This is a genomic window from Brevibacterium sp. XM4083 (genome assembly GCF_006489205.2).
Classification (GTDB): domain Bacteria; phylum Actinomycetota; class Actinomycetes; order Actinomycetales; family Brevibacteriaceae; genus Brevibacterium.
On record NZ_VFYR02000005.1, the window covers coordinates 332,178 to 352,781 of the forward strand.

Annotated in this window: 20 protein-coding genes; 12 read left to right on the forward strand and 8 right to left on the reverse strand. The window is 65.6% G+C overall.

Annotated features, from left to right (window positions below):
• Nucleotides 1-7 precede the first annotated feature (7 nt).
• From FJ887_RS16735 to FJ887_RS16745, 3 genes are read right to left on the reverse strand one after another with little or no spacing between them, the layout of a single operon-like run.
• Nucleotides 8-1,162 carry a DUF808 domain-containing protein gene (locus FJ887_RS16735; RefSeq protein WP_140955654.1) on the reverse strand — a complete coding sequence of 385 codons (1,155 nt, stop codon included), beginning with the start codon at nt 1,160-1,162 and terminating at the stop codon, nt 8-10.
• A complete protein-coding gene (locus FJ887_RS16740; RefSeq protein ID WP_140955655.1) occupies nt 1,163-1,462 on the reverse strand; it encodes an META domain-containing protein in 300 nt (99 codons plus the stop codon).
• Entirely contained in the window at nt 1,459-1,917 is a 459-nt protein-coding gene (locus FJ887_RS16745) for an META domain-containing protein (RefSeq protein WP_140955656.1), read from the reverse strand. The genes FJ887_RS16740 and FJ887_RS16745 overlap by 4 nt, the downstream gene beginning before the upstream one ends.
• 256 nt (nt 1,918-2,173) lie before the next feature.
• On the opposite strand from FJ887_RS16745, the gene FJ887_RS16750 reads away from it, so the two are divergent.
• Together FJ887_RS16750 and FJ887_RS16755 are read left to right on the forward strand one after the other, a co-directional pair.
• Entirely contained in the window at nt 2,174-4,072 is a 1,899-nt protein-coding gene (locus tag FJ887_RS16750) for a S1 family peptidase (RefSeq protein WP_140955657.1), read from the forward strand.
• 386 nt (nt 4,073-4,458) lie between these two features.
• Entirely contained in the window at nt 4,459-6,888 is a 2,430-nt protein-coding gene (locus FJ887_RS16755) for a S1 family peptidase (RefSeq protein WP_250786271.1), read from the forward strand.
• Nucleotides 6,889-7,056: 168 nt separating this feature from the next.
• Here the strand turns inward: FJ887_RS16755 and FJ887_RS16760 are convergent, their stop codons facing one another.
• Nucleotides 7,057-7,605, reverse strand: a complete 549-nt coding sequence (locus FJ887_RS16760; protein ID WP_140955659.1) for a GNAT family N-acetyltransferase — start codon at nt 7,603-7,605, stop codon at nt 7,057-7,059.
• 41 nt (nt 7,606-7,646) lie between these two features.
• Here FJ887_RS16760 and FJ887_RS16765 point away from each other — a divergent pair, with 41 nt between their 5' ends.
• The 6 genes from FJ887_RS16765 (at nt 7,647) to tpx (ending at nt 11,495) form a co-directional block, all read left to right on the forward strand.
• Complete coding sequence (locus tag FJ887_RS16765; protein ID WP_140955660.1) at nt 7,647-7,865, forward strand: hypothetical protein; 219 nt, start codon at nt 7,647-7,649, stop codon at nt 7,863-7,865.
• 36 nt (nt 7,866-7,901) lie between these two features.
• On the forward strand, nt 7,902-8,720 hold the full coding sequence (locus FJ887_RS16770; protein ID WP_140955661.1) for a thioesterase family protein: 819 nt from the start codon (nt 7,902-7,904) through the stop codon (nt 8,718-8,720).
• A gap of 130 nt (nt 8,721-8,850) precedes the next feature.
• On the forward strand, nt 8,851-9,276 hold the full coding sequence (locus FJ887_RS16775) for a VOC family protein (RefSeq protein ID WP_140955662.1): 426 nt from the start codon (nt 8,851-8,853) through the stop codon (nt 9,274-9,276).
• Complete coding sequence (locus FJ887_RS16780) at nt 9,273-9,788, forward strand: DinB family protein (protein ID WP_140955663.1); 516 nt, start codon at nt 9,273-9,275, stop codon at nt 9,786-9,788. Before FJ887_RS16775 ends, FJ887_RS16780 begins: the two co-directional genes overlap by 4 nt.
• Before the next feature lie 98 nt (nt 9,789-9,886).
• The gene (locus FJ887_RS16785; RefSeq protein WP_140955664.1) at nt 9,887-10,879 is read left to right on the forward strand and encodes a DUF368 domain-containing protein; all 993 of its coding nucleotides are present in this window, start codon (nt 9,887-9,889) and stop codon (nt 10,877-10,879) included.
• 115 nt (nt 10,880-10,994) lie between these two features.
• Nucleotides 10,995-11,495, forward strand: a complete 501-nt coding sequence (gene tpx / locus FJ887_RS16790; RefSeq protein WP_140955665.1) for a thiol peroxidase — start codon at nt 10,995-10,997, stop codon at nt 11,493-11,495.
• Nucleotides 11,496-11,498: 3 nt separating this feature from the next.
• Here the strand turns inward: tpx and FJ887_RS16795 are convergent, their stop codons facing one another.
• Nucleotides 11,499-12,218: a PIG-L deacetylase family protein gene (locus FJ887_RS16795; RefSeq protein ID WP_140955666.1), complete on the reverse strand. Its 720-nt coding sequence runs from the start codon at nt 12,216-12,218 to the stop codon at nt 11,499-11,501.
• Nucleotides 12,219-12,507: 289 nt separating this feature from the next.
• Between FJ887_RS16795 and FJ887_RS16800 the strand changes: the two genes are divergently transcribed.
• Entirely contained in the window at nt 12,508-12,990 is a 483-nt protein-coding gene (locus tag FJ887_RS16800; RefSeq protein WP_140955667.1) for a hypothetical protein, read from the forward strand.
• Between the two features lie 100 nt (nt 12,991-13,090).
• Nucleotides 13,091-13,786 (forward strand): hypothetical protein, encoded by a 696-nt coding sequence (locus tag FJ887_RS16805; RefSeq protein ID WP_249356644.1) that lies wholly within the window; start codon nt 13,091-13,093, stop codon nt 13,784-13,786.
• On the opposite strand, the gene FJ887_RS16810 is transcribed toward FJ887_RS16805, so the two are convergent.
• From FJ887_RS16810 to FJ887_RS16820, 3 genes are all read right to left on the reverse strand, one after another.
• The gene (locus tag FJ887_RS16810; RefSeq protein ID WP_349290511.1) at nt 13,761-15,209 is read right to left on the reverse strand and encodes an FAD-dependent oxidoreductase; all 1,449 of its coding nucleotides are present in this window, start codon (nt 15,207-15,209) and stop codon (nt 13,761-13,763) included. The genes FJ887_RS16805 and FJ887_RS16810 overlap by 26 nt on opposite strands.
• Nucleotides 15,210-15,528: 319 nt before the next feature.
• Entirely contained in the window at nt 15,529-16,290 is a 762-nt protein-coding gene (locus tag FJ887_RS16815; RefSeq protein WP_140955668.1) for a hypothetical protein, read from the reverse strand.
• Between the two features lie 107 nt (nt 16,291-16,397).
• Nucleotides 16,398-17,039 (reverse strand): hypothetical protein, encoded by a 642-nt coding sequence (locus FJ887_RS16820; RefSeq protein WP_137827094.1) that lies wholly within the window; start codon nt 17,037-17,039, stop codon nt 16,398-16,400.
• Between the two features lie 245 nt (nt 17,040-17,284).
• Here FJ887_RS16820 and FJ887_RS16825 point away from each other — a divergent pair, with 245 nt between their 5' ends.
• Both FJ887_RS16825 and FJ887_RS16830 read left to right on the forward strand, forming a co-directional pair.
• Entirely contained in the window at nt 17,285-18,253 is a 969-nt protein-coding gene (locus FJ887_RS16825; protein ID WP_137827095.1) for a cytochrome c oxidase assembly protein, read from the forward strand.
• Between the two features lie 1,071 nt (nt 18,254-19,324).
• A partial coding sequence (locus tag FJ887_RS16830) for a DUF222 domain-containing protein (RefSeq protein ID WP_250786272.1) occupies nt 19,325-20,604 on the forward strand: 1,280 nt, incomplete at its 3' end.

A 20,604-nucleotide genomic window follows, 5' to 3' on the forward strand; every position in this document is an offset into this window, starting at 1 on the left:
GTGCCGCCTACCGCTTGGCGGTCCCGTCGCCGTCAGCCCCGTCGGTGGTGGGCCGGGCGGTGTTGGTCCCGTCGGTGGTGGGCCGGGCACCGTCAGGCCCGTCGGTGTCGGGCCGACGGGTCTGTGTGCCGGTGTCAGACGCGTCCGATGCGGCACCCTGCGCGCTCCGCGCATCGGCGACTCGAGCGCCGCTCGCGGCCGTGTGATCGGATGAGTCGTGGTTCGGCTTCTTCACGAGCTTCTGGATGCCGATCGCGATCGCCGCGACGTTGGCGCCCCAGACCGCACCGAGGATGAGCGAGAAGAACGTGTTGACGAGCCAGCCGAGGATGCCGGCCACCTCGCCGGCAGGTGCCTCGAGGCTGTGGACGAAGTCGTAGATGGCGGTGAAGCCGAGTTCGTCGGTGCCGACGAGGATGATGTGGCCGCCGACCCAGAGCATCGCCAGGGTGCCGATGACGGAGAGCCCGCCGAGGAGCTTCGGCATCGCCTGGACGAGGAAGCGCCCGAACTTCTGCGCACCCGGATTCTTTCGACCGGCGAGGTTGAGGCCGATGTCGTCCATCTTGACGATGAGGGCGACGACGCCGTAGACGCCGACGGTGATCGCCAGCGCGACGACGACGAGGATGATCGCCCGGGACAGCAGCGGCTCGTCGGCCACCTCGTTGAGGGCGATGACCATGATCTCGCAGCTGAGCACGAAGTCCGTGGTGATCGCCGAGCGCACGATCTTCTTCTCACGACCGGCCTCATCCTCGGGCTCCTGCCCGGCGGCCTCCTCCTTGTCGTCGTGCGCCTCGACCCAGCCGAGCTTCTCGAAGATCTTCTCGGCCCCCTCGAAGCACAGGTACGTGCCGCCGACCATGAGCAGGGGAGTGAGCAGCCACGGGAGGAACTGACTGAGCAGGAGGATGATCGGCAGGATGATGACGATCTTGTTGAATAGCGAGCCGAATGCGATGCGCTTGATGATCGGCAGCTCGCGCTTGGGATCGACGCCTTCGACGAACTTCGGAGTGACGGCGGCATCGTCGACGACGACGCCGACGGTCTTGGCACCGGCACGCGACGCACCGGCGGCGACGTCGTCGAGGCTGGCCGCGGAGAGTCTGACGAGTGCGGCGACATCGTCGAGGAGGGCGAAGAGGCCGCCGGCCATCTACTTCTCCCCGCCGTGGTCGCGGATCAGCTCGCCGAGGCGGTTCCCGCTCTGGTCGAAGACCGCGAGGACATCACCGTCGGCCTCGACCCGGCGCACGCGCCCGAGCCACGTCTTCATTCCCGGCGCGGCCATCTGCGTGGTGAGGAACGGGGCGATGACTGCGCTGGCGTCACCGTCAGACTGCCAGGTCGTCACAATGCGATTGGCCCCGTCGCTTCCGTTGAGAGTCCCGTCGGCCGCGAGTGCGAGGAACGCCTTCGAATCCTTGCCTGCCGACCACTGTCCGTCGAGAGTCACTTGTCCTTCTCCAATCCGCCGATGACAGATCCCTGCCCGTCTTTGACGGTCATGACATCGCCTTCGACTGTAGCGGTCGCCGCCTTCGACAACCACGCGTCGACGCCTGCACACGCCTTCTGAGTGCTCGTGAACGATTCGATCACGATGGTGTCGCCGTCGAGCGTCCACGAAGTCTGGATTCTGTTGCAGCCGTCGGACCCGGTCAGCGTTCCGTCATCGGCGAATTCGAGGAACGGATCTCCGGCCTCCGGTGAGGACCATCTGCCGGTGGGATCGAGTTCCGCCGCGGCGGACCCGGTCTGAGAGGCCGTCTCGCTGGGTGCCGAACTTGTGGGTGATTCGGCAGGAGAGCCTGTGCTGCACGCGGCAAGGGGCAGCGTCGCCGCAAGGGCGACCGCGCCGAAGACGCGCCGGAGGCCGGGAGACAGTCGGTGCACGCTGAGGGTCGTCATGCACCGATCATAACGGGGACGCCCGAGAGGTCGATCCCCATCGCCGACGAAGCGGACGAATCCATGTTTTGTTCGTTTTGTTCACCGGCAACACGCAAACTTGTTGCTTCGCACCGTTGCCGATCCGTAACCTGGCACACGGTTGACACCTGTTTTCGTGACCTGTTTGTGACAGTGCAGATGACTGCTGGATCGGCATGTTCACGGACTCACCAGACAATCGCATCAATGAATCCGACCAAGGGAATCCAAGAGTATGCAGAAGAAACTCGTGCAGAGTTCGCTCGCCCTGTCCGCTGTCGCAGCGCTCAGTCTCGGCAATGCGTTCTTCGCGTCGCCTGCGATGGCCACCGCCGCCCCGCAGAAGCTCGACGTGCAGAGTGACACCCAGATCCAGAAGGCGCTGTCCGACATCGAAGGCGTCAATGCCTACGGTGAGCGCGACGGCAAGCTCAGCCTCGGCGTCGAGAAGAAGACGCAGGAGATCAAGGATCTCGAGAAGAAGTACTCGAACATCACGATCACCGAAGGCATCAAGGAGCTTCAGCCGTACGCGAAGAACGACCTCGTCGGTGGTGCCGGGTACCTCGTGCAGACCCCGGCCGGCGGCGGCGTCTGCTCGACCGGATTCTCCGGCTGGGACGACGCGGGCAAGCCGGTTGTCCTCACTGCGGGTCACTGCGCGAAGAACTACAACGCCGACACCGGTGAGATCAACGGTGACTCGACCGTCGACCAGACCGAGCGTCCGAGCACCGCGCAGGCCAACGGCGGCGAGGGCTTCGATCCGTCGGGCCTCGGCATCGCCGGCAAGTGGGGCTTCACGAGCTACGGCAGCGGTGACCTCCTCGACCCGACGGACCCGAATCCGCCACTCCCGAAGGAAAGCGACATCGACTTCGCCGTCATCAACGTCGACGAATCGAAGTACAACGTCAAGAACGGCGTGACCGACTGGACCACCGCGGACACCGAGGACCTGTCCTCGAGCCTCGCGACGAACATCGCGAAGGTCGGTGCCCATACCGAAGGCAAGATCCAGAAGTCCGGACGCACCACTGGTCTGACCGAGGGCGAAGTCATCCCGCGCGAGGAGTACGACTACGACTTCACCAACGTCGGCGGATACTGGGTGCACGGCTTCGGCGTGAGCTCGCCGGCCGACAAGCCGTTCTCGCAGCCGGGCGACTCCGGTGGAGCCGTCTTCCAGGGTGAGACCGCTGTCGGCGTCATCTCCGGCGGCGGACCTGCCGACGACGGCACCCAGTTCGGTTGGGTCGCTGACCTCGACTACTCGCTCGAGCAGTCCGGCCAGTCGTTCAACGTCGAGAAGCCGGGCACGGAGACGCCTGAGGCCCCAGCCGCTCCCGTGGTCGAAGATCAGACGATCAAGCCCAACGGTGACGTCAAGGGCAAGGCAGCGGCGAATGCCGAGGTCAAGGTCGCCTGGAAGCCGGCAGCCGATGCCGGCACGAACAGTGCGCAGGCTGCGACGGAGGGCTCGGAGACGGTCAAGGCCGATGCCGATGGCAACTTCGTCCTCGAAGGCCCCGAGGCCGCCGGCGATTACGACTACACCGCGACGGCTGTCGTCGACGGTCAGGAGTCGGAAGCCGCTGCCTTCACGGTGACAGTCGAGGAGGAGAAGACCGAGACCCCGGCTCCGGTGGAGCGCGGAATCACGGTCGACCCGAAGGAGATCGCCGCCTCGGACTTCGTCCAGAAGGACAAGGCCGTGCAGATCACCGTCAAGGGCTTCGACGAGGGCGAGAAGGTGTCGCTCAAGCTCGTGTCCGGACCGGAGAACGTCAAGGGCATCGAACTCGACGAGACGGCCAACGCCGATGGCGTCGCCGCCTTCTCGATCTACGGGACGAGCGCCTCCGACCCCTCGGTCTACGTCGGCCAGTACGACGTGTCCGTCACCGGTGCCAATGACACCGAGGACGAGTCGGCTCTGACCGGGTCGTTCAAGGTTGTTGCCGATGAGAAGGGCAACGGCGGCGGAAGCGACGACGGCAAGGACGGCGGTGACGGCGGCGGCGACCTGCCCCGCACCGGTGCTGAACTCACCGGTCTCGCTGCCGGTGCAGGTCTGCTCCTCGTCGGCGGCGCCGCTGTGGTGCTGACGATGCGTCGCGCGAAGAAGAACTGAATGCGCTGAGAGTCGCACAGTGACCGACTCTGGTCGGTCGCGGTGTGAGCACAGTTGACAGGGCGCCCTCGGTGGAGACACTGGGGGCGCCCTTGTTTTCCGTTTCGTGATGCTGCACTGCGGCAAGCGCCCGATGAGTCGAGATGTTGCCGCGCCGGGGCCGAGCGGCGTTCTGGTGCGGTTCTCACAACTCAGCAGCGGTCTGAACTGGAACGAAGACAGTCCCATCGCTCGGTCTCGCTGGAGCAGTCTTCTGTTTCGTTCATTTAGTTCACAGGAACAGACCCCATTTCTTGGTGGTCCATGGATGCGGCCCGTAACCTGTTTGTGACTAAGGTCATCACTTTGTGACATTGGCAACTCCCCGAAGAAGAGAGACGGAAAGTATGCAGAAGAAGCTCGTGCAGAGCTCGCTCGCTATGACCGCCGCCGCGGCCCTCGGCCTCGGCAGTGCGTTCTTCGCGTCCCCTGCGATGGCCACCGGCCCGCAGAAGCTGGACGTGCAGAGTGACAAGCAGGTCGAGAAGGCTCTGGCAGAGATCGATCCCGGGAACGTCAACGCCTATGGTGTGAAGAACGGGAAGCTCAACCTCGGCGTTCAGGAGAAGACCGCCGAAATCGAGGACCTCGAGAAGAAGTTCGACAATGTCGATGTCATTGAAGGCGTCGGCGAGCTCGAGCCCTATGCGGCCAACGACATCGTCGGTGGAGCGGGTTACCTCGCAACGTCTCCTTCCGGTGGTGGAGCGTGTTCGACCGGTTTCTCCGGCTGGGACGGGGCGGGTAACCCGATCGTCCTCACCGCTGGACACTGCGCGAAGGATTACAACGCGGACACCGGTGTCATTTCGGGGTCGACCACGGTCGACCAGACTGAGCAGCCGGCGACCGCTCCCGCTGCCGGAGGCGACGGATTCGTTCGATCCGGACTCGGTGTCATCGGCACCTGGGGATTCACGAGCTACGGCAGTGGCGACTACCTGGTCGGTGACGACCCGAACGGATGGCCGCAGCCGAAGTCCACTGACATCGACTTCGCCGTCATCAATGTCGACGAGGCCAAGTACGGTGTCAAGAACGGCGTGACCGATTGGACGAGTGCCTCGACCAACGATCTGTCGACGAGTCTCGCGACTGATATCAAGCAGGTCGGCTCTGAGCAGCCTGGCAAAGTGAAGAAGTCCGGTCGCACTACCGGAGTCACCGAAGGCGATGTCTGGACGGAATACAACGAGCGGTTCCAGTACGCGAACATCGGCGGATACTGGGTCCACGGATTCGGCGTCCGGTCGGAAGTCAGTGACCCGTTCTCGCAGCCCGGTGACTCGGGTGGAGCCGTCTTCCAGGGAGACACTGCCGTCGGCGTGATCTCGGGTGGCGGACCTACCACGTCGAACGGCACCACGTTCCAGTTCGGTTGGGTTGCCGACCTCGACTACTCCCTCGAACAGTCCGGCCAGAGCTTCAAACTGACCCCGCCGGACAACGGTGGCGGCGACGATGCGAACGCCGACTCCACCGCTGGTGCCGAGGCTGATGCCTCGACCGGTGCCAATGCTGATGCGGGCGCTGACGGTGCCGAGGCTGACGCTTCGACCGGTGCCAATGCTGATGCGGGCGCTGACGGTGCCGAGGCTGACGCTTCGACCGGTGCCAATGCTGATGCGGGCGCTGACGGTGCCGAGGCTGACGCTTCGACCGGTGCCAACGCTGATGCCGGTGCTGACGGTGCCGAGGCTGATGCTTCGACCGGTGCCAACGCTGATGCCGGTGCCGCCGGTGCCGAGGCTGACGCCTCCGACGACGGCAACCCGGAACAGCCGGAAGCGCCGAAGGCCGGCGACCAGACGATCAAGCCCAACGGTCAGGTGACCGGCCAGGCCACTCCGAACGCTGAGGTGAAGATCACCTGGGCACCGAAGGCCGGCACGCAGTCCGCTTCGAAGCAGACGGCGGGTGCCAAGGCTGAGGCCGCTCCGACCGGTGCGGAGACCGTCAAGGCCGACGCCGACGGAAACTTCACCATTGAGGGCCCCGAAGCTGTCGGTGCCTACGACTACACGGCCCAGGCTGTCGTCGACGGCCAGGAATCCGAGGTCACGAAGTTCACCGTGACCGTCGAGTCCGCTGATGACGCGAACGCTGCGGCCAACGGTGACGATGCCGAGGCTGACGCTGGTGCCGAAGCCGATGCCGGTGCCGATGCCAAGGACGCCAACGCGGACTCGGGTGCCGACACGAAGGATGCGGGTGCCAACGCCGCAGCCGACGCGAAGGACGCCAACGCCGACTCGGACGATTCGAAGGACGGCGAGGCCCCGGCCGAGCGTGCGATCTCGATCACCCCGAAGGAGATCGTCGACACGGACTTCGTCCAGAAGGACAAGGGCGTGAAGATCACCGTCAAGGGCTTCGACGAGGGTGAGAAGGTCACGCTCAAGGTCGTCGCCGGTCCTGACAACGTCAAGGGCATCGAGCTGACCGAGACCGCGAACGCCGACGGTGTCGCCGGATTCTCGATCTACGGCACGAGCGCCTCCGACCCCTCGGTCTATCGCGGCAAGTACGACGTGTCCGTCACCGGTGCCAACGACACCGACGACGAGTCGCCCCTGACCGGTTCGTTCACGGTCGTCTCCGATGACCAGGGCAACGGCGGCGGTGGCAGCGACGACGGTGGCAAGGACGGCGGTGACGGCGGCGGCGACCTGCCCCGCACCGGTGCCGAGCTCACCGGCCTCGCAGCCGGTGCCGGCCTGCTCCTCGTCGGCGGTGCCGCTGTGGTGCTGACGATGCGTCGGGTCAAGAAGAACTGAGACTCTGTGATCACTGAGTGATCGCTCGAGCACAGCAGAAGCGCCCCTGGTGGACATCACCAGGGGCGCTTCGCCGTCCCCGAACTCTGCGCTCAGTCCCGATCGCGGTGCTCGATCCTGATCTCTGCGCTCAGTCCCGATCGAGGTGCCCAATCCTGATCTCTGCGCTCAGTCCGGTTGGTCGTCCCACTCGACTGGAATCCTCACGCCGGTCTCCCATTCTTCGCGGAGAATCGCATAGGCGACGGCATCGAGCCGGTCACCGCCCTCGACGGTCCAGGCTCGCCGATGGTGAGCCTCCTTCGTCCACCCCGCCCGGACGAACACCTTCCGCATCGCGACGTTGTCCGCCCTCGTCATTCCTTCGAAGCGCTGCGCCGAGGTGGTCGTGAACAGATGGTCCGTCACCGCCCGCAGGATCTCCTCGCCCAAGCCCCTGCCGCGGTGATCCGCCGCCACGCGCAGATCGAACTCCGGAGTGTCATCGCCGAGGTCATCGATCCGCACGAGGCCGATCCGACCCAGCTCGGCGTCGACGACCCACAGTGCGACACCGTCGTCGCCGAGGAAGCCACCGGAGTCGACGAACTCCGCGGCCTCACCGACCGACCGCACACCCGCCCGCGCATGGTACGGAAAGGCGTTCGTCGAGAAGAACTCGATGAGTGCGGTGCGATCGCGGCCGCCGGGAACGATCGGTTCGAAGGATATGCTCATGGCACCAACGGTAGTCCGTCACCGCAGAGAGGGGAGTGACAGTGAGCATCGACGACGATCCCTTCGACTACCGGATCACGAAGTCCGGAGTCATCGTCATCGGGCGCGGCGGCCGCACCGTCATGGAGCTCGGCGGTCGGCAGGCCGCCGCACTCATACCCAAGCTCGGTCACAGCGACGCCGCCGACCAGCAGCTGCTCGCACGAGCGACAGGGAACTATCGCCGCGGCAACGAGCGCCGAAGTCGTCGCTCACAATGACTTGTCTACCGATCAGTAATTGGTAACGTGAGTCACATGACCGATGAGACCCAGAGCGAGTTCGCCCACGCGACCGCAGTCACTCCGCGCGGCGACGCCCACTACTCCGCCGACCTCGACGGCCGCTGGAAGGTCGGCGGCGCCGTCAACGGGGGCTACCTCCTCGGCGTCATCGGTCGAGCGATGGCGCAGACCACTCCCGCCACGCCGGATCCGCTCGTCATCTCCGCCTATTACCTCGGTCCCAGCGACTCCGGGCCCGCCGAGGTGGCGGTGCGGACGATCCGCACCGGTCGGTCGAGCGCGACGCTGGGCGCCGATCTCAACCAGGAGGGGCAGCCGAGGATCACGGCGCTCGCGACGTTCGGCAGCCTCGGCGCGCTTCCCGACGATGTCGCCACCTCAGCGCAGCGACCGGATCTTCCCGACCCCGATGACTGCATTCCGATGGCCGAGGGTCCGCAGGAGTTCCTCGACTCCGCGCCCGTCGTCTTCCGCTATGACATGCGTCTCGACCCTGCCACCGCGGGATTCGCGGCCGGCCGTCCGAGCGGGCGCGGTCTCCTCCAGGGATGGATCAGGCTCGGCGACGGCGCCGATCCCGATCCGCTGGCGCTTCTCGCCTTCCTCGACGCCTTCCCGCCGGTGATGTTCGACCTCGGGCGCTTCAACTGGGCTCCGACGATGGAGCTCACCGCCCACGTGCGGGCGCACCCGGCACCGGGGTGGATCGGCGTGAAGGTGCAGACCCGCAACATCGCCGGCGGCATGTTCGAAGAGGACTGCGAGCTGTGGGACTCCGCCGGGCGCCTCGTCGCCCAGTCCCGTCAGCTCGCGCGCCAGCCGCGCGCCTGAGCTCGCACCCGCCGGCCGGGTGAGACGTCACATGACGGCGGATCTCGGTCCGCGGCGGTCACGTCAGTGCCGCGGCATAGGGTGGAACCCGTCATCGACTGCTCGACCATACAAGGAAGGACCACCTGTCATGGCCTCGCTGAACTCCCTGAGCATCACCTTCGACTGCACCGACGTCGAAACCCAGTCGCTGTTCTGGGCGGAGCTGCTCCACGCCGAGATCGATGAGGGCGCCAACGAGTTCGTCGCGAGCATCGGCGGAATCCACGATGGGACGTCACCGACGCCGGGCATGCTCTTCCTCAAGGTCGATGACCGAGCTGATGCTCGGAGTGCCGAACCGAAGAGCACAGATAGGGTCGTGGCGAAGAATCCTCTCCACATCGACCTCGACGATCCCGACTATCCTGCCGATGTCGATCGCGCGGTGGCGCTGGGCGCGACGAAGGTCGCCTCGTTCGATGAATTCGGCATCGAATGGACAACACTGACGGATCCCGAGGGCTACGTCTTCGACATCGGTCGCCGCAAGGCAGAGAGTGAGGACCCCCGATGAATCTGCCGCTGGACGAACCCCGCGATCAGCCGGACGAGCGTGAGGGACTCGTCGAATTCCTCGACTACCAACGGCAGGTGTTGCGCCGGAAGGTCGCCGGGTTGAGCGCGGAGGAGCTGCGGCGCACCGTCGGCGTCTCGAGTCTCACGCTCGGCGGCATCGTCAAGCATCTCAGCCTCGTCGAGTACACGTGGTTCCTCGATCGCACGGCGGGGGAGGCACTGCCCGAGCCGTTCGCGGCGATCGATTGGCGGAGCGACCGCGACTGGGATTTCGAGAGCGCCGCCGACGATTCGCCTGAAGAGCTGCTCGACCTCCACGAACGCGCGGTCGAGAGCTCACGGGAGGTGCTCGCCGGCATCGCTGATCTCGGCACACCGCTGCGCCGCCGCTCCCACGGCAGCGTGCAGAATGTGCGGTGGGTGCTCATCCACATGATCGAGGAGTACGCCCGACATCTCGGCCACGCCGACCTCCTCCGAGAGAGCATCGACGGAGCCGTCGGCGACTGATCGGGTCGGGCCGCTCACCTGCGCGATCAGGGAGGGCGCAGACCGCTGTGAGACGATAGAGGCGAATCCAATGCCCTGTCGTCGGACGAAAGCGACCCTTGACTTCTCCTGCCCCCAATCACACCAGCACGCCCACTGACGCACCGCGCCGTTCGAAGGCGTGGATTCCCCTCGACCTCGTGCGCGGTTTCCTCATCGGCTCCGCCGAGCTCGTCCCCGGCGTCTCCGGCGGCACGGTGGCCCTCGTCACCGGTGTCTACGACCAGCTCATCGACTCCGCCGCACACGTCGTCAAGGCGGCGAAGACGCTCGTCACCGGCCCCGATCGGCTCTCTGGGGCTCTCGCGGAGCTCAAGCGCACCGACTGGTTCCTCATCATCCCCGTCCTCCTCGGCATGGCCACCGCCGTCTTCAGCATCGCCGGTCTCATGGCCGGATTCGTCACCGACAACCCCGAACTCGCCCGCGGACTGTTCTTCGGTCTCGTCGCCGCGAGCATCCTCGTGCCCCTGCTCATGCTGCCGCCCCGAACGCGGCGCGAACCCATCGCGCTCGGCATCCTCGCGTTCATCGCCGCGGCCGCGCTGGCGTTCTGGATGACCGGGCTGGCCGGCGGCGCCGAGGTGGAGAACCCGCCGCTCATCGCCGTCTTCCTCGTCGCCTCGGTCGCGATCTGCGCGCTCGTCGTGCCCGGTGTCTCCGGCTCGTTCTTCCTTCTCGCCGTCGGCATGTACACGACGACTCTGCGGGCCGTCGACGAACGCGACCTCGTCTACATCGCCGTCTTCGGCCTCGGCGCCGTTGTCGGCCTCGCCGTCTTCGTCAACATCCTCCGCTACTTCCTCCACAATCACCGCTGGTGGACGCTGCTCATCATGGCCGGACTCATGCTCGGATCCCTCCGCGCTCTGTGGCCGTGGCAGTCCGCCGCCGAGGTGGGCTCCGACGGCGAACCGCACGGTGCCGGCGGCCTGCTCGCCCCCTACGACCCCGTGCTCGGCCCGGTGCTCCTCGCCGTCGCCGGGGCGATCGTCGTCATCATCCTCATCATCGTCGAGAAGCGCTTCGCCGCGAAGCCGTCCGCCCACTGAGGCGACCCGCCGAGGTGGTGGTTCGCCTCGGCGCTGGACGGTCGGTTGAGGCCGACGACGATTGCCGTAGAGTGAGGAACGACCCATTCACCTTCCGTCAAGGAGCGATCGAAGCATGGCGACCACAGCACTCGAAGGCAACCCCGTCCACACCTCCGGAGACCTCCCGGCCATCGGCACGCAGGCCCCGGCCTACACTCTCGTCGGCAACGACCTCGGCGAGGTCAACTCCTCGGAGTTCGCCGACTCCCGGGTCGTGCTCAACATCTTCCCGAGCGTCGACACCGGAGTGTGCGCCGCCTCGGTGCGCCGGTTCAACGAACTCGCCGCGAGTCTCGAGAACACGACCGTCGTGTGCGTGTCGAACGACCTGCCGTTCGCGCAGGCCCGCTTCTGCGGTGCGGAGAGCATCGACGATGTCGTCACCGCCTCGGCGTTCCGCAGCGCCTTCGGCAAGGAGTACGGCGTGACGATGGTCGACGGCCCGCTGGCCGGACTGCTCGCCCGCGCCGTCGTCGTCCTCGATGACACGGGAACGGTGATCTACACGCAGCTCGTCGACGAGATCACCACCGAACCCGATTACGATGCGGCGATGGCGTCCCTCGGCGCCTGATCCTCACATCTCGTACACGCGCACAGGCAGGGCGTATTCGACGCCCGCCTGTGCGCCGGTGTTCGCGCAGATGTCGGTGATCATGTCCTTCGGCTCGGGATGATCCCCGAGCGCTTCGAGGTAGACCGTGTGCGCTTCGAGCGATTCCACGCCCTTGGCGACATCCTCGGCGCTCAGTTCGATCGCATCCGTCGGTGAATCGGGGCCGGTGACGAGCAGCCGACTCGCCTTCCACGCCTCCAGACCGGAATCGGCGAGGTCGGTGAACAGCCACGGATTGTCCGCGTCCCGGATCGCGTCGACCGTCGCGATGCCGGCCGCCCGATGATCGACGTGGTTGAGGCCCCACGCCGTCTCGAGATTCCAGTTCGTCACCATGACGGCGTCCGGCCTGAACTCGCGCAGCTTCTTCGCGATCGCGCGCCGCAGCTCCTGGTTGACTTCGAGCATGCCGTCGGGGAACTCGAGGATCTCGAGGTCGTCGACGCCGACGACGGCGCATGCGTGAGCCTGCTCCTCTGCCCGCAGCGGCGCCACCTGATCCGGCGGCATCGTGCGGATGCCGGCTTCGCCGCGGGTGAGGAGGAGATAAGCGACGGTCTTCCCCTGACCCGTCCACTTCGCCACTGCCGCTGAGGCGCCGTACTCCATGTCATCGGGGTGGGCGACGATGCAGAGGACGCGGTCGATGTCGGAGTCGTCGAGGAGGAGGAGATCAGCCATGTCTCAAGGCTATGCCCCGGCCGGGATTCGCACCAGGGTCCGGGCATGCGGTGTGCCGTACGATGTTGATGACTGCGACGGAAGGCGTGACGATGACCCCTCGGCGGCTGCTCGGCGGCATGCTGGTTGCCTGTCTGCTCACCACTGGGTGCTCTGCCCTGAGAGTGAGCACGTCCGAGCAGGATTCCGGACCGGTGGCTGTCGGCGTGGGTGACGGCTCGCCGGAGACGGCGAACTCCGACGCGATCCCGGAGGGGTGGCAGGAGGTCGAGGCCGCTCTCGGAGACGAGTGCCCGATCTCGGAGACGAGTGCCCGATCTCCGTCGAATTCGCCGTCGACCCCCGATGGACCGACGCCGGCGGCGTGAGCGGCTATCAGGTGTACGCGAACGGCGAGGAGCGCCTCGTCAGTGTCAACTGCTACGCCTGGGGCGGCGATGACCCGGAGTCGGTCACCGACGATGCGATGAATGTCATCCTCACCGACCCGGGATCCCGCGTCGTCACCGAGAAGGCCGGCGAGATCCCGGGCGGAGTCTACTGGACCGTGCAGGGCGAGTTGGGCGCCTCGTCGGTGCGTTCGATAGGCGGCATGGAGTCGGTGTTCTACGGTGCGGTGGCGGGGCTCCGGGACGAGGGCCGGCTCTACCGGGTCAGTGTAGAGATGGCAGCGAAGAAGGACGACGCCGAGGCGGCTGCCGTCTACGCGCTGATGCTGCCGACCGTGCGCTTCGCGGGCGAACCGGTCACCCCGCCGCCGGGGCTGAAATGACCGGTGACGTCTTCTGCATCGGCCTCTGAGGAGGAGCTGCCGACCCTGCCCGGCGGCGTCCGAGGCGACGCTGCAGACCGCGCCCGCCGGTAGGATGGTGGTGACTCTGACGGAAGGCCAGCCGATGACCCTGCGATCCCTGACCACAGGCTTTCTGGCGCTGACCGTGGTGCTCAGCGGCTGCTCGGCGATGCGAGTGAGCACGAACGAGGGCGATTCCGCGCCCGTGAAGGTGGGCGTCGGCGATGGGTCGACCTCGACGCCGACCGCGGAGTCCGGTGTCGGGACGATTCCGCCGGGGATGACCGAGCAGACCATCGACGTGGGACAGTCGTGTCCGGTGCCCATCGCGATCGCGATGGACGATGAGTGGAGTGACTCGACCGGATACGACGGGTACCGCCTGTTCGAGCGCGGGTCCGGCGCGCTCATGACGGTCAACTGCTACGAGGACGACGACATCACCCCGGCCGACTCCGTGAGGTCCGCGCAGGATGCGACGTTCGCCTCGGCGGGGTCGCAGTTGTCGACGGAGAAGACCGGCCAGGTGACCGGGGGAGAGTACTGGACGTTCACCGGCACCCTCGGCCCCGACGACATGCGGTCGATCGAGTCGACGGAGTCAGTGATCTACGGGGTGGCGGCCGGTGTGCAGGTGGAGGGCCGACAGTTCAAGGTGACGCTGGAGATGGTGGTCAAGAGCGGGGATCAGGCCACCGCTGCCGTCTTCGCGACGATGCTGCCGACGGTGCGGCTTGCCGATGAGAGTCTCACTCCGCCGCCGGGGCTGAACTGACAGTTGCTCCGGCCCTGCGCTGAGCCTGCGGTACGGCGTCGAGCGCGACAGCGGGGACGGACTCATCGTCGGTGGGCGGGCTGGCGGTCGCCGCGTCGCTGGTCGGGCCGGCGGTCGCCGCGTCTCTGTTTGTCGCCTCGCTACTGTTTGTCGCCTTGTTACTGTCGGCCGCCTCGGTGCCGGGTGCTTGAGTGGTGAGGTTCTCGTGACCGGTCGTCTCAGCGGTGTCAGTGGTCTCGAGGCGTTTGAGGAGCTCGCGGGCGGCGATGCGACCGGCGCGGGTCGCGCCGATCGTCGAGCTCGCGGACCCGTAGCCGACGAGGAAGATGCGGTGATCGTCCCTGACGGCCACCTCGGTGTCCATGGCGATGCCGCCTTCGCGGGTGCGCAGGTGGAGGGGTGCGAGGTGGTTGAGGGCGGCACGGAATCCGGTGTTCCAGAAGATGACGTCGACCTCCTCGATGCGCTCCTCGGGGAACGGCTGCCATGACTGGGGGAGGGCGAGACGGTCGCTGTGGGAGGGGCCGAGGCCTTCGGAGGTCACCGCCTCCTCGGCGGGTCGGGCCGGGAAATGCACGCCGTGGGGAAGGATCTCGTCGAACATGCCGCGGGAGACGAGGACTCCGGATTCGACGCCGTCGAGGAATTCGCGGCGCAGCGGCAGCCCGGTGGTGCGGACGACGCTGGCCGGTGGGAGTCCGGCGAGGGTGCGGGAGCGCACCGCGCGTTCGACCTCGAGTCCCCAGTTGCCGTCGAATTCGCGGGCGGTGAAGTTCGGTGGACGGCGGGTGGCCCACAGGGTGTCGGTGACGGTGGCGAGTTCGAGGAGGAACTGGGTGGCGGAGATGCCGCCGCCGACGACGAGCGTGCGCAGGCCGCGGAAGTCCTCGACCTCGCGGAACTGGGCGGTGTGGAGCTGTTTGCCCTCGAATTCGGCGATCCCTGGAACGTAGGGGACGTAGGGGTGGGTCCACGTGCCCGTCGCGTCGATGAGGTAGTCGCTCGTGAGGTGCAGGCGTTCGCCGTCGAGCATGACGGTGAGCTTGAGCGGTCCGGCACCGGTGTCGTCCGAGGTCACGTGCGCAACCTCGGCGGGACGGACGACGCAGAGTTCGAGTTCCTTCTCGTAACGGGAGTAGTAGTCGGTGACGATCTCGGATGCGGGCACGGACGGGTCTGGCGCGCCGAGGGGGAAGCCGGGGAGATCGGCGATGTGATTCGTCGAACCGAGCGTCAGGGATTCCCAGCGCTGCCGCCAGGCACCGCCGGGGCCATCGCTGGCGTCGAGGACGATGAAGTCCCGACCAGGTTTCAAACCATCGCGCCAGAGGTAGTGCGCGGCCGAGAGACCGGCCTGACCTGCGCCGATGATGACAACGCGCCAGTGTGAGTCGACGAGCAACTCGGTGAGTCGGCAAACCATGGCGATAGTCTCTCAGGGAGCCTTGAGGTTTTCCTGTGTGAATTGGCGACGATTCGACAGGTGCGGACGGACGTCGCTGGTACGGGTGGGCGGACGTTGCTGGAACGGACGGACGGATGTTTCTGGAACGGATTGATTGACGTTGAAGGCACGCGCGAACGGATGTTGAGTCAGCAGGTGTCGTGGGAGGGTCAGGGACGAGTCCACTTCAACCGTTCTGCGGTTTCAGATCTGGGCGTTCTGTGGGTGGCGGGTGCGCGGTTGAGCACGAACTGATTGCCGATGCAGGTCATTTGCAGTCAGTTCAGTTTCAGCCGGGTCAGTTGCAGTCGGGACCATTCGGATTCGCGTTGCAGTCCTCGTCGACGAGATAGCGGTGGAACCGGTAGACGTCGATGGTCAGCTCGTTGCTGGCGACATAGGCGTAGCCGTCGATGGGGATCCAGGGTCCGCCGTCGACGGAGAATTCGCCGGTGAACGTCGTTGTCATCTCGACGGTTGTCGGTCCGACTTCTTGGAAGTCGTGGCCGATCTCCGGCTTGTCGCCGGGCTGCGGTTTCGAGCCTTTGGTTGTAGTCGTCGCGCCGGTGCCGTCGCCGAAGTTCCAGTTGTACTTCTCCGGAGTCACCTTCACCTGCACGGCGTAGGTGAGGAGGGTCATGTCGATGTAGCTGACGTCGGCGTTCGTCCAGAAGGCGGCGGGTTTGCCGATGACCGCCCAGTCCTTCGGCCAGGCGTGAATCGTCGGCGCGGGGATGTCGAATGTCTGGAACTGGGATTCGGGAATCTCCGTCGGCGGTGCTGGTCGCGCGGGACCTCCTCCGCCCCCGCCGCCACCGCCTCCGGGCAGGTCAGCGCAGATGTAGCCGAGCTCTTCGTAGACGCAGTCCGGCCGCCCGTCTCCGTCTCCATCGCCGGACCCGCCTCCACCGGATCCACCTCCACCGCCGGAGCCGCCGCCACCGGAGCCGCCGCCCCCGCCGGAACCGCCGCCTCCGCCACCGCCCGGTGGACGAGGGGCGGGCCCTCCACCACCCCCTCCGCCCGGAGTGTCTGCAACACAACTATTTATGTCCCGCATGTCGCATTTTGGGCCTTTTGCATTGGCCGACGAAAGAGGCCAAAGTATCAGCGCTACTGACACAAGTACTATCAGGGCATTTGTGAATGAGAGCGACCACCGGGACTTTAACAACGGCGTTCCTTCAGCGATTGAGAAGACACCTTCCACGCGCCATCCTCGCGCGTGATGACGTGTTCCATAGTTGCATCATCAGATTTCGGGGTAGTGGACTGGTCTTTTGGAGCTAGCGACCACTCGGTCAAGTCAAAACAGAACTGCACACTTACAGATTCGGGCGAGGTAGTGTCGCCAGGTGGTGAGTATGAAGCGACATTCACTTTGGTGGGCACAATGTTCCCCTGAAACACATATGACCCGTCTTCGATTACGTCGATGTCACCCTCGATCGATTCGAGTGCCTCGCCTCTCGCATATTTAGAGAAGTCTTCCGCCGCGCCGAAGTCACCCGCGTATGCTTCATTGACCGAAGTCCAGAACCCTTCGAACGCCACCAGCGCCCCGTCGACCGCCTTCTTCTCGTCATCGGTGAGGTCGAGGTCGGTGGTGTACTCGGGGACAGCCGGCGTCGACTCGCCGGCCGAGGGCCCCGCCGCGGGAAGAGTCGATGTCGGCGCTGCGACCGGGGAGTTGTCCTCACATCCGGTGACGACCGCCCCGACGGCGGCTACAGCCGCAATTGCGGCAACCGTGCGGAGACGACGACGGATGGTGGTGCGACGAGCTGGTGTAGCGATTCCGGTTCTCATTCCACGCCTCTGTGGTCCGTGATGCTGACACTGCGGTTCGTGCCGATGGCACCTGAGATGGCCAGGCGCCAGGGTGTCCCACATTATGCGAGAACTCATGGATTGAGAACAGATGCAGTTGAATCTGTGGATAACCTGCTCACGAGTCGGCCGTTCACTCGGTGGCTCTGACAGGGGAGTAACCTAGTCGTCAGACCTACTCGCTGAGACAGCGAGACCCGTGTGAGATAGGTGCTGTACGCAACATGACTGACCTGGCGTGGATTCCGACCGCAACGCCGTCCCTGAAAGCTTTTCTCGGCTTCGACCTGCAGCCGATACCCGTCATACCCGTCATCGCGGGTCTCGTCGCTCTCGCCTATGTCATCGGATGGATTCGTCTCGCCGTCCAGAAGCGTCCGTGGCCGGCATGGCGAGGGATCCTCTTCCTCCTCGGCTGCCTGCTCCTCGCCGCGACCATGGGCCTCGCGATCGAGGGTTACGGCCAGGTCATGTTCTCAGTCTTCATGTTCCAGCAGATGACCCTCATGATGGCCGTGCCACCGCTGCTCCTCCTCGGCGCTCCCGGAACGCTCCTGCTTCGCTCGACACCGAGGAACCTGCCGGGCCGCATGGTGCTGAGGACGGCCATCTTCGGGCTGCGCTCGTGGCCGGGCAAGATCATCGTCCACCCGCTGTTCTCGATCCCGCTGTTCCTCGCTCTCTTCTACGGCCTCTATCTCTCCGACGCCGCGAGCTGGGTCTTCAACCAGGGCGTCGGAGTCCACATCGCGCTCGAACTCGTCTTCCTCTTCACAGGAATCGTCTTCAATGCGACGCTCATCCCGGCTGACCCGCTTCCTGTGCCCGAATCGCACGTCGTCCGCATCTTCCACTCCTTCATGGAAGCCGGTCTGCACGCATTCTTCGGTGTCATCGTCATGATGGCGGCGCTGCCTCTGGTCGATCGGTTCGCCCAACTCCCGCCGAGGTGGGGCATCGACCCCATGGAAGATCAGAAGCTCGCCGGTGGGATCGCGTGGGCCTACGGCGAGGGTCCCGCCGTCATCATTCTCCTCATCATCCTCATCACCTGGTTCCGTCAGGAGTCGAAGAACAACAAGATCCGTGACCGCGAGGTCGCGATGCACGGCGACAAGGAGTTGGACGCCTACAACGACTACCTCCGCCAGCTCGCCGAGAGTGAGGGCCGCGGCTCGACTGCCGAACGCTGAGTTCGCGGTTCGACTCCCGAGCGCTGAGCCCGGGGATAAACTTCCGAGCGCTGAGTCCGGGGCCCGATCTTCGGCCGTTGTGCGATCACCGGTCGTTACTCGACCGGCGGCCATCGTTCGACCAGGCGTGATTGTTTGACCAGCGACGCTTGTTCGCCAAGTGTTTATCGTTCGACCAGAAGCCCTTGCTCGTCCAGTCATCATTGTCCGAACGGCCGTCGTCGACGGCCGGCGCGTATCGCTGTCACTGGCTGGACAGGCGTCAGTCGTGGGGTCGTGTCTGTGCCGGACTGTAGCGTAGACCCACCCTGGAACACACACGACCCCCTGCTGACACCAAAGTCGGATCACGCAACGGCACCGGGACAACACAGCTCGGCCTAGAAATCGAAGACGCTAGAACTCGCGCAAAATAGTCGAACAAAAAACAAACAAACATCTTGACACACACCACAAAGGTGTATAATAGGTCACACGACATGGACAATGGCGAATGGACCCCTGGACACCATGACTCTCACCCCGAACCGCAAGCACCCCACCCCCGGCGACGACGCCGCGGGTGCGCCCACGGGCGGGTCGTCTTCGTCGGAGTCCTCCCCACCCTCGGGTGAAGTACCGGCCGCCGGGTCGCTGTTCGATCAGCTCACCAACGCCGGCATCGACCTCACCGGACACCCCCTCGCCGACACCTTCACCACCCTCACCCCGACCCCACCCGCCGAGGATCCCGGGCCTGAACCGGAGAGCACTTACTTCGACACAGTCGACGACGATGTCTTCGACGGCGGCACCGGCGACGGCAATGACCTCGAAAGCAATAGTGCAGGCCAACCCGGTCCCGCCGGTTCGCTCCATACGGGCACCACCGTCCGCTGTGACGGAACTTCTGGCAGCGACGATGCCGCCGGGAGTGACCACGATGCCGTAAACGGTCCCGTGCCTCAGCGCGATCGTCCCATAGCCGGTCTCCAACCCACTGATGCCGCCGGTGACCCGTCCACACCCTCGGGTGGAGAACAGGATTCCGTCGACGACGAGGTCGCTGAGATCGCTGCGGCCGCTGCCGCGTTGGACGGGGACACCGACGTGCCCGCCTGGGTGAGCAGGCACCCCCTCTTCACCGGCAGTGCGTGGGCCGACCTGACGGCGTTCGCTCCGGAAGTCACCACCGGCATCACCACCCTCATGCACCTTGATGCCCAACTGCGGTCCTTCGACAAACCCATGGGCCCGGAAGAGGCACTCCTCCTCGTCGATGGCGCCGAGGCCCTCTCCCGGGTCTCGGAAGCCCTGTCGATTCTCGCCCTGGCCGTCTACGACAGGGTAGGCACACCGGCGGAGACGGGGGCGAAGGACACGAAGTCCCTCATCCAGGACCGCCTCAACCTCACCCGCACCGAGGCCCACCGGCGGGCCGAGATGGCCAAGAACCTCGGTGGGCGGGTGGATCTGGCCGGGCAGGCACTCGAACCCTTGTGTCCCGAAGTCTCCGAAGCCCTCCACACAGGGGCGTTGTCGGCAGGGCAGGCGAAGACCATTGATGACTGCCTGGCCGCCCTGCCCGACTGGGTGAGTCCCGGGCAGCGGGCGGATGTGGAGAAACGCCTCGTCGCCTATGCCCCGACAGTGCGGGTCACTGATATTCGAGCGATCTTTCATCGCATGTTGGGCTATATCGATCCGGATGGGAAGAAACCGGTCGAGGAGACACCGCGCAGTGACTATTCGGTGACGATGCGACCCAAACGCAATGGGGACTGGGTGCTCAATGGTCTCCTCGACCCTGTCGCGGGGGCGGCACTGAACGGGTTGCTGACCTCGCGGATCAAATCCGCGAACGAAACCACGACACCCCAACACGCCACCCACACGGATGGTGATGGCAGTGCTTTCGGAACATCCGGCGATGGTTCGGGTGCCTGCGGGAATCCCGGTGACGGTGGCGTCTGTAATGCACCCGCCGATGCCGACGGCGCTGACGGTGGTGTTGATTGTGCTGTCGGTGGTCAGGAGTCTCTTTTCGATGTTGTCGATTCCGTGCTCCGTGGTGACCGGTTCGACGCACCACTGCCGACCGTCGGCCAGGCGCCTGACGGCTCGGACAGCCCCAACGGCACCACCGGCGCTGTCGACCCCGAGGGCTCTAACCTCGGCGAGGTGGCCGGTGAGTCTGAGGACAGTGGATTTGTGGTGGGTGTGGGGGTGCGTGCTGACGGGTCCCGGGTGGATCTGAGTGCTGAGCAGCCGACAGCGAGGGCGTGGATCTATGAACGGTTCGCGACTCTGGTCTCGCGGATCAGCATGGACCAGGCCGGGGCCGGGACCCCTTACGCGCTTGTCGTGACCGC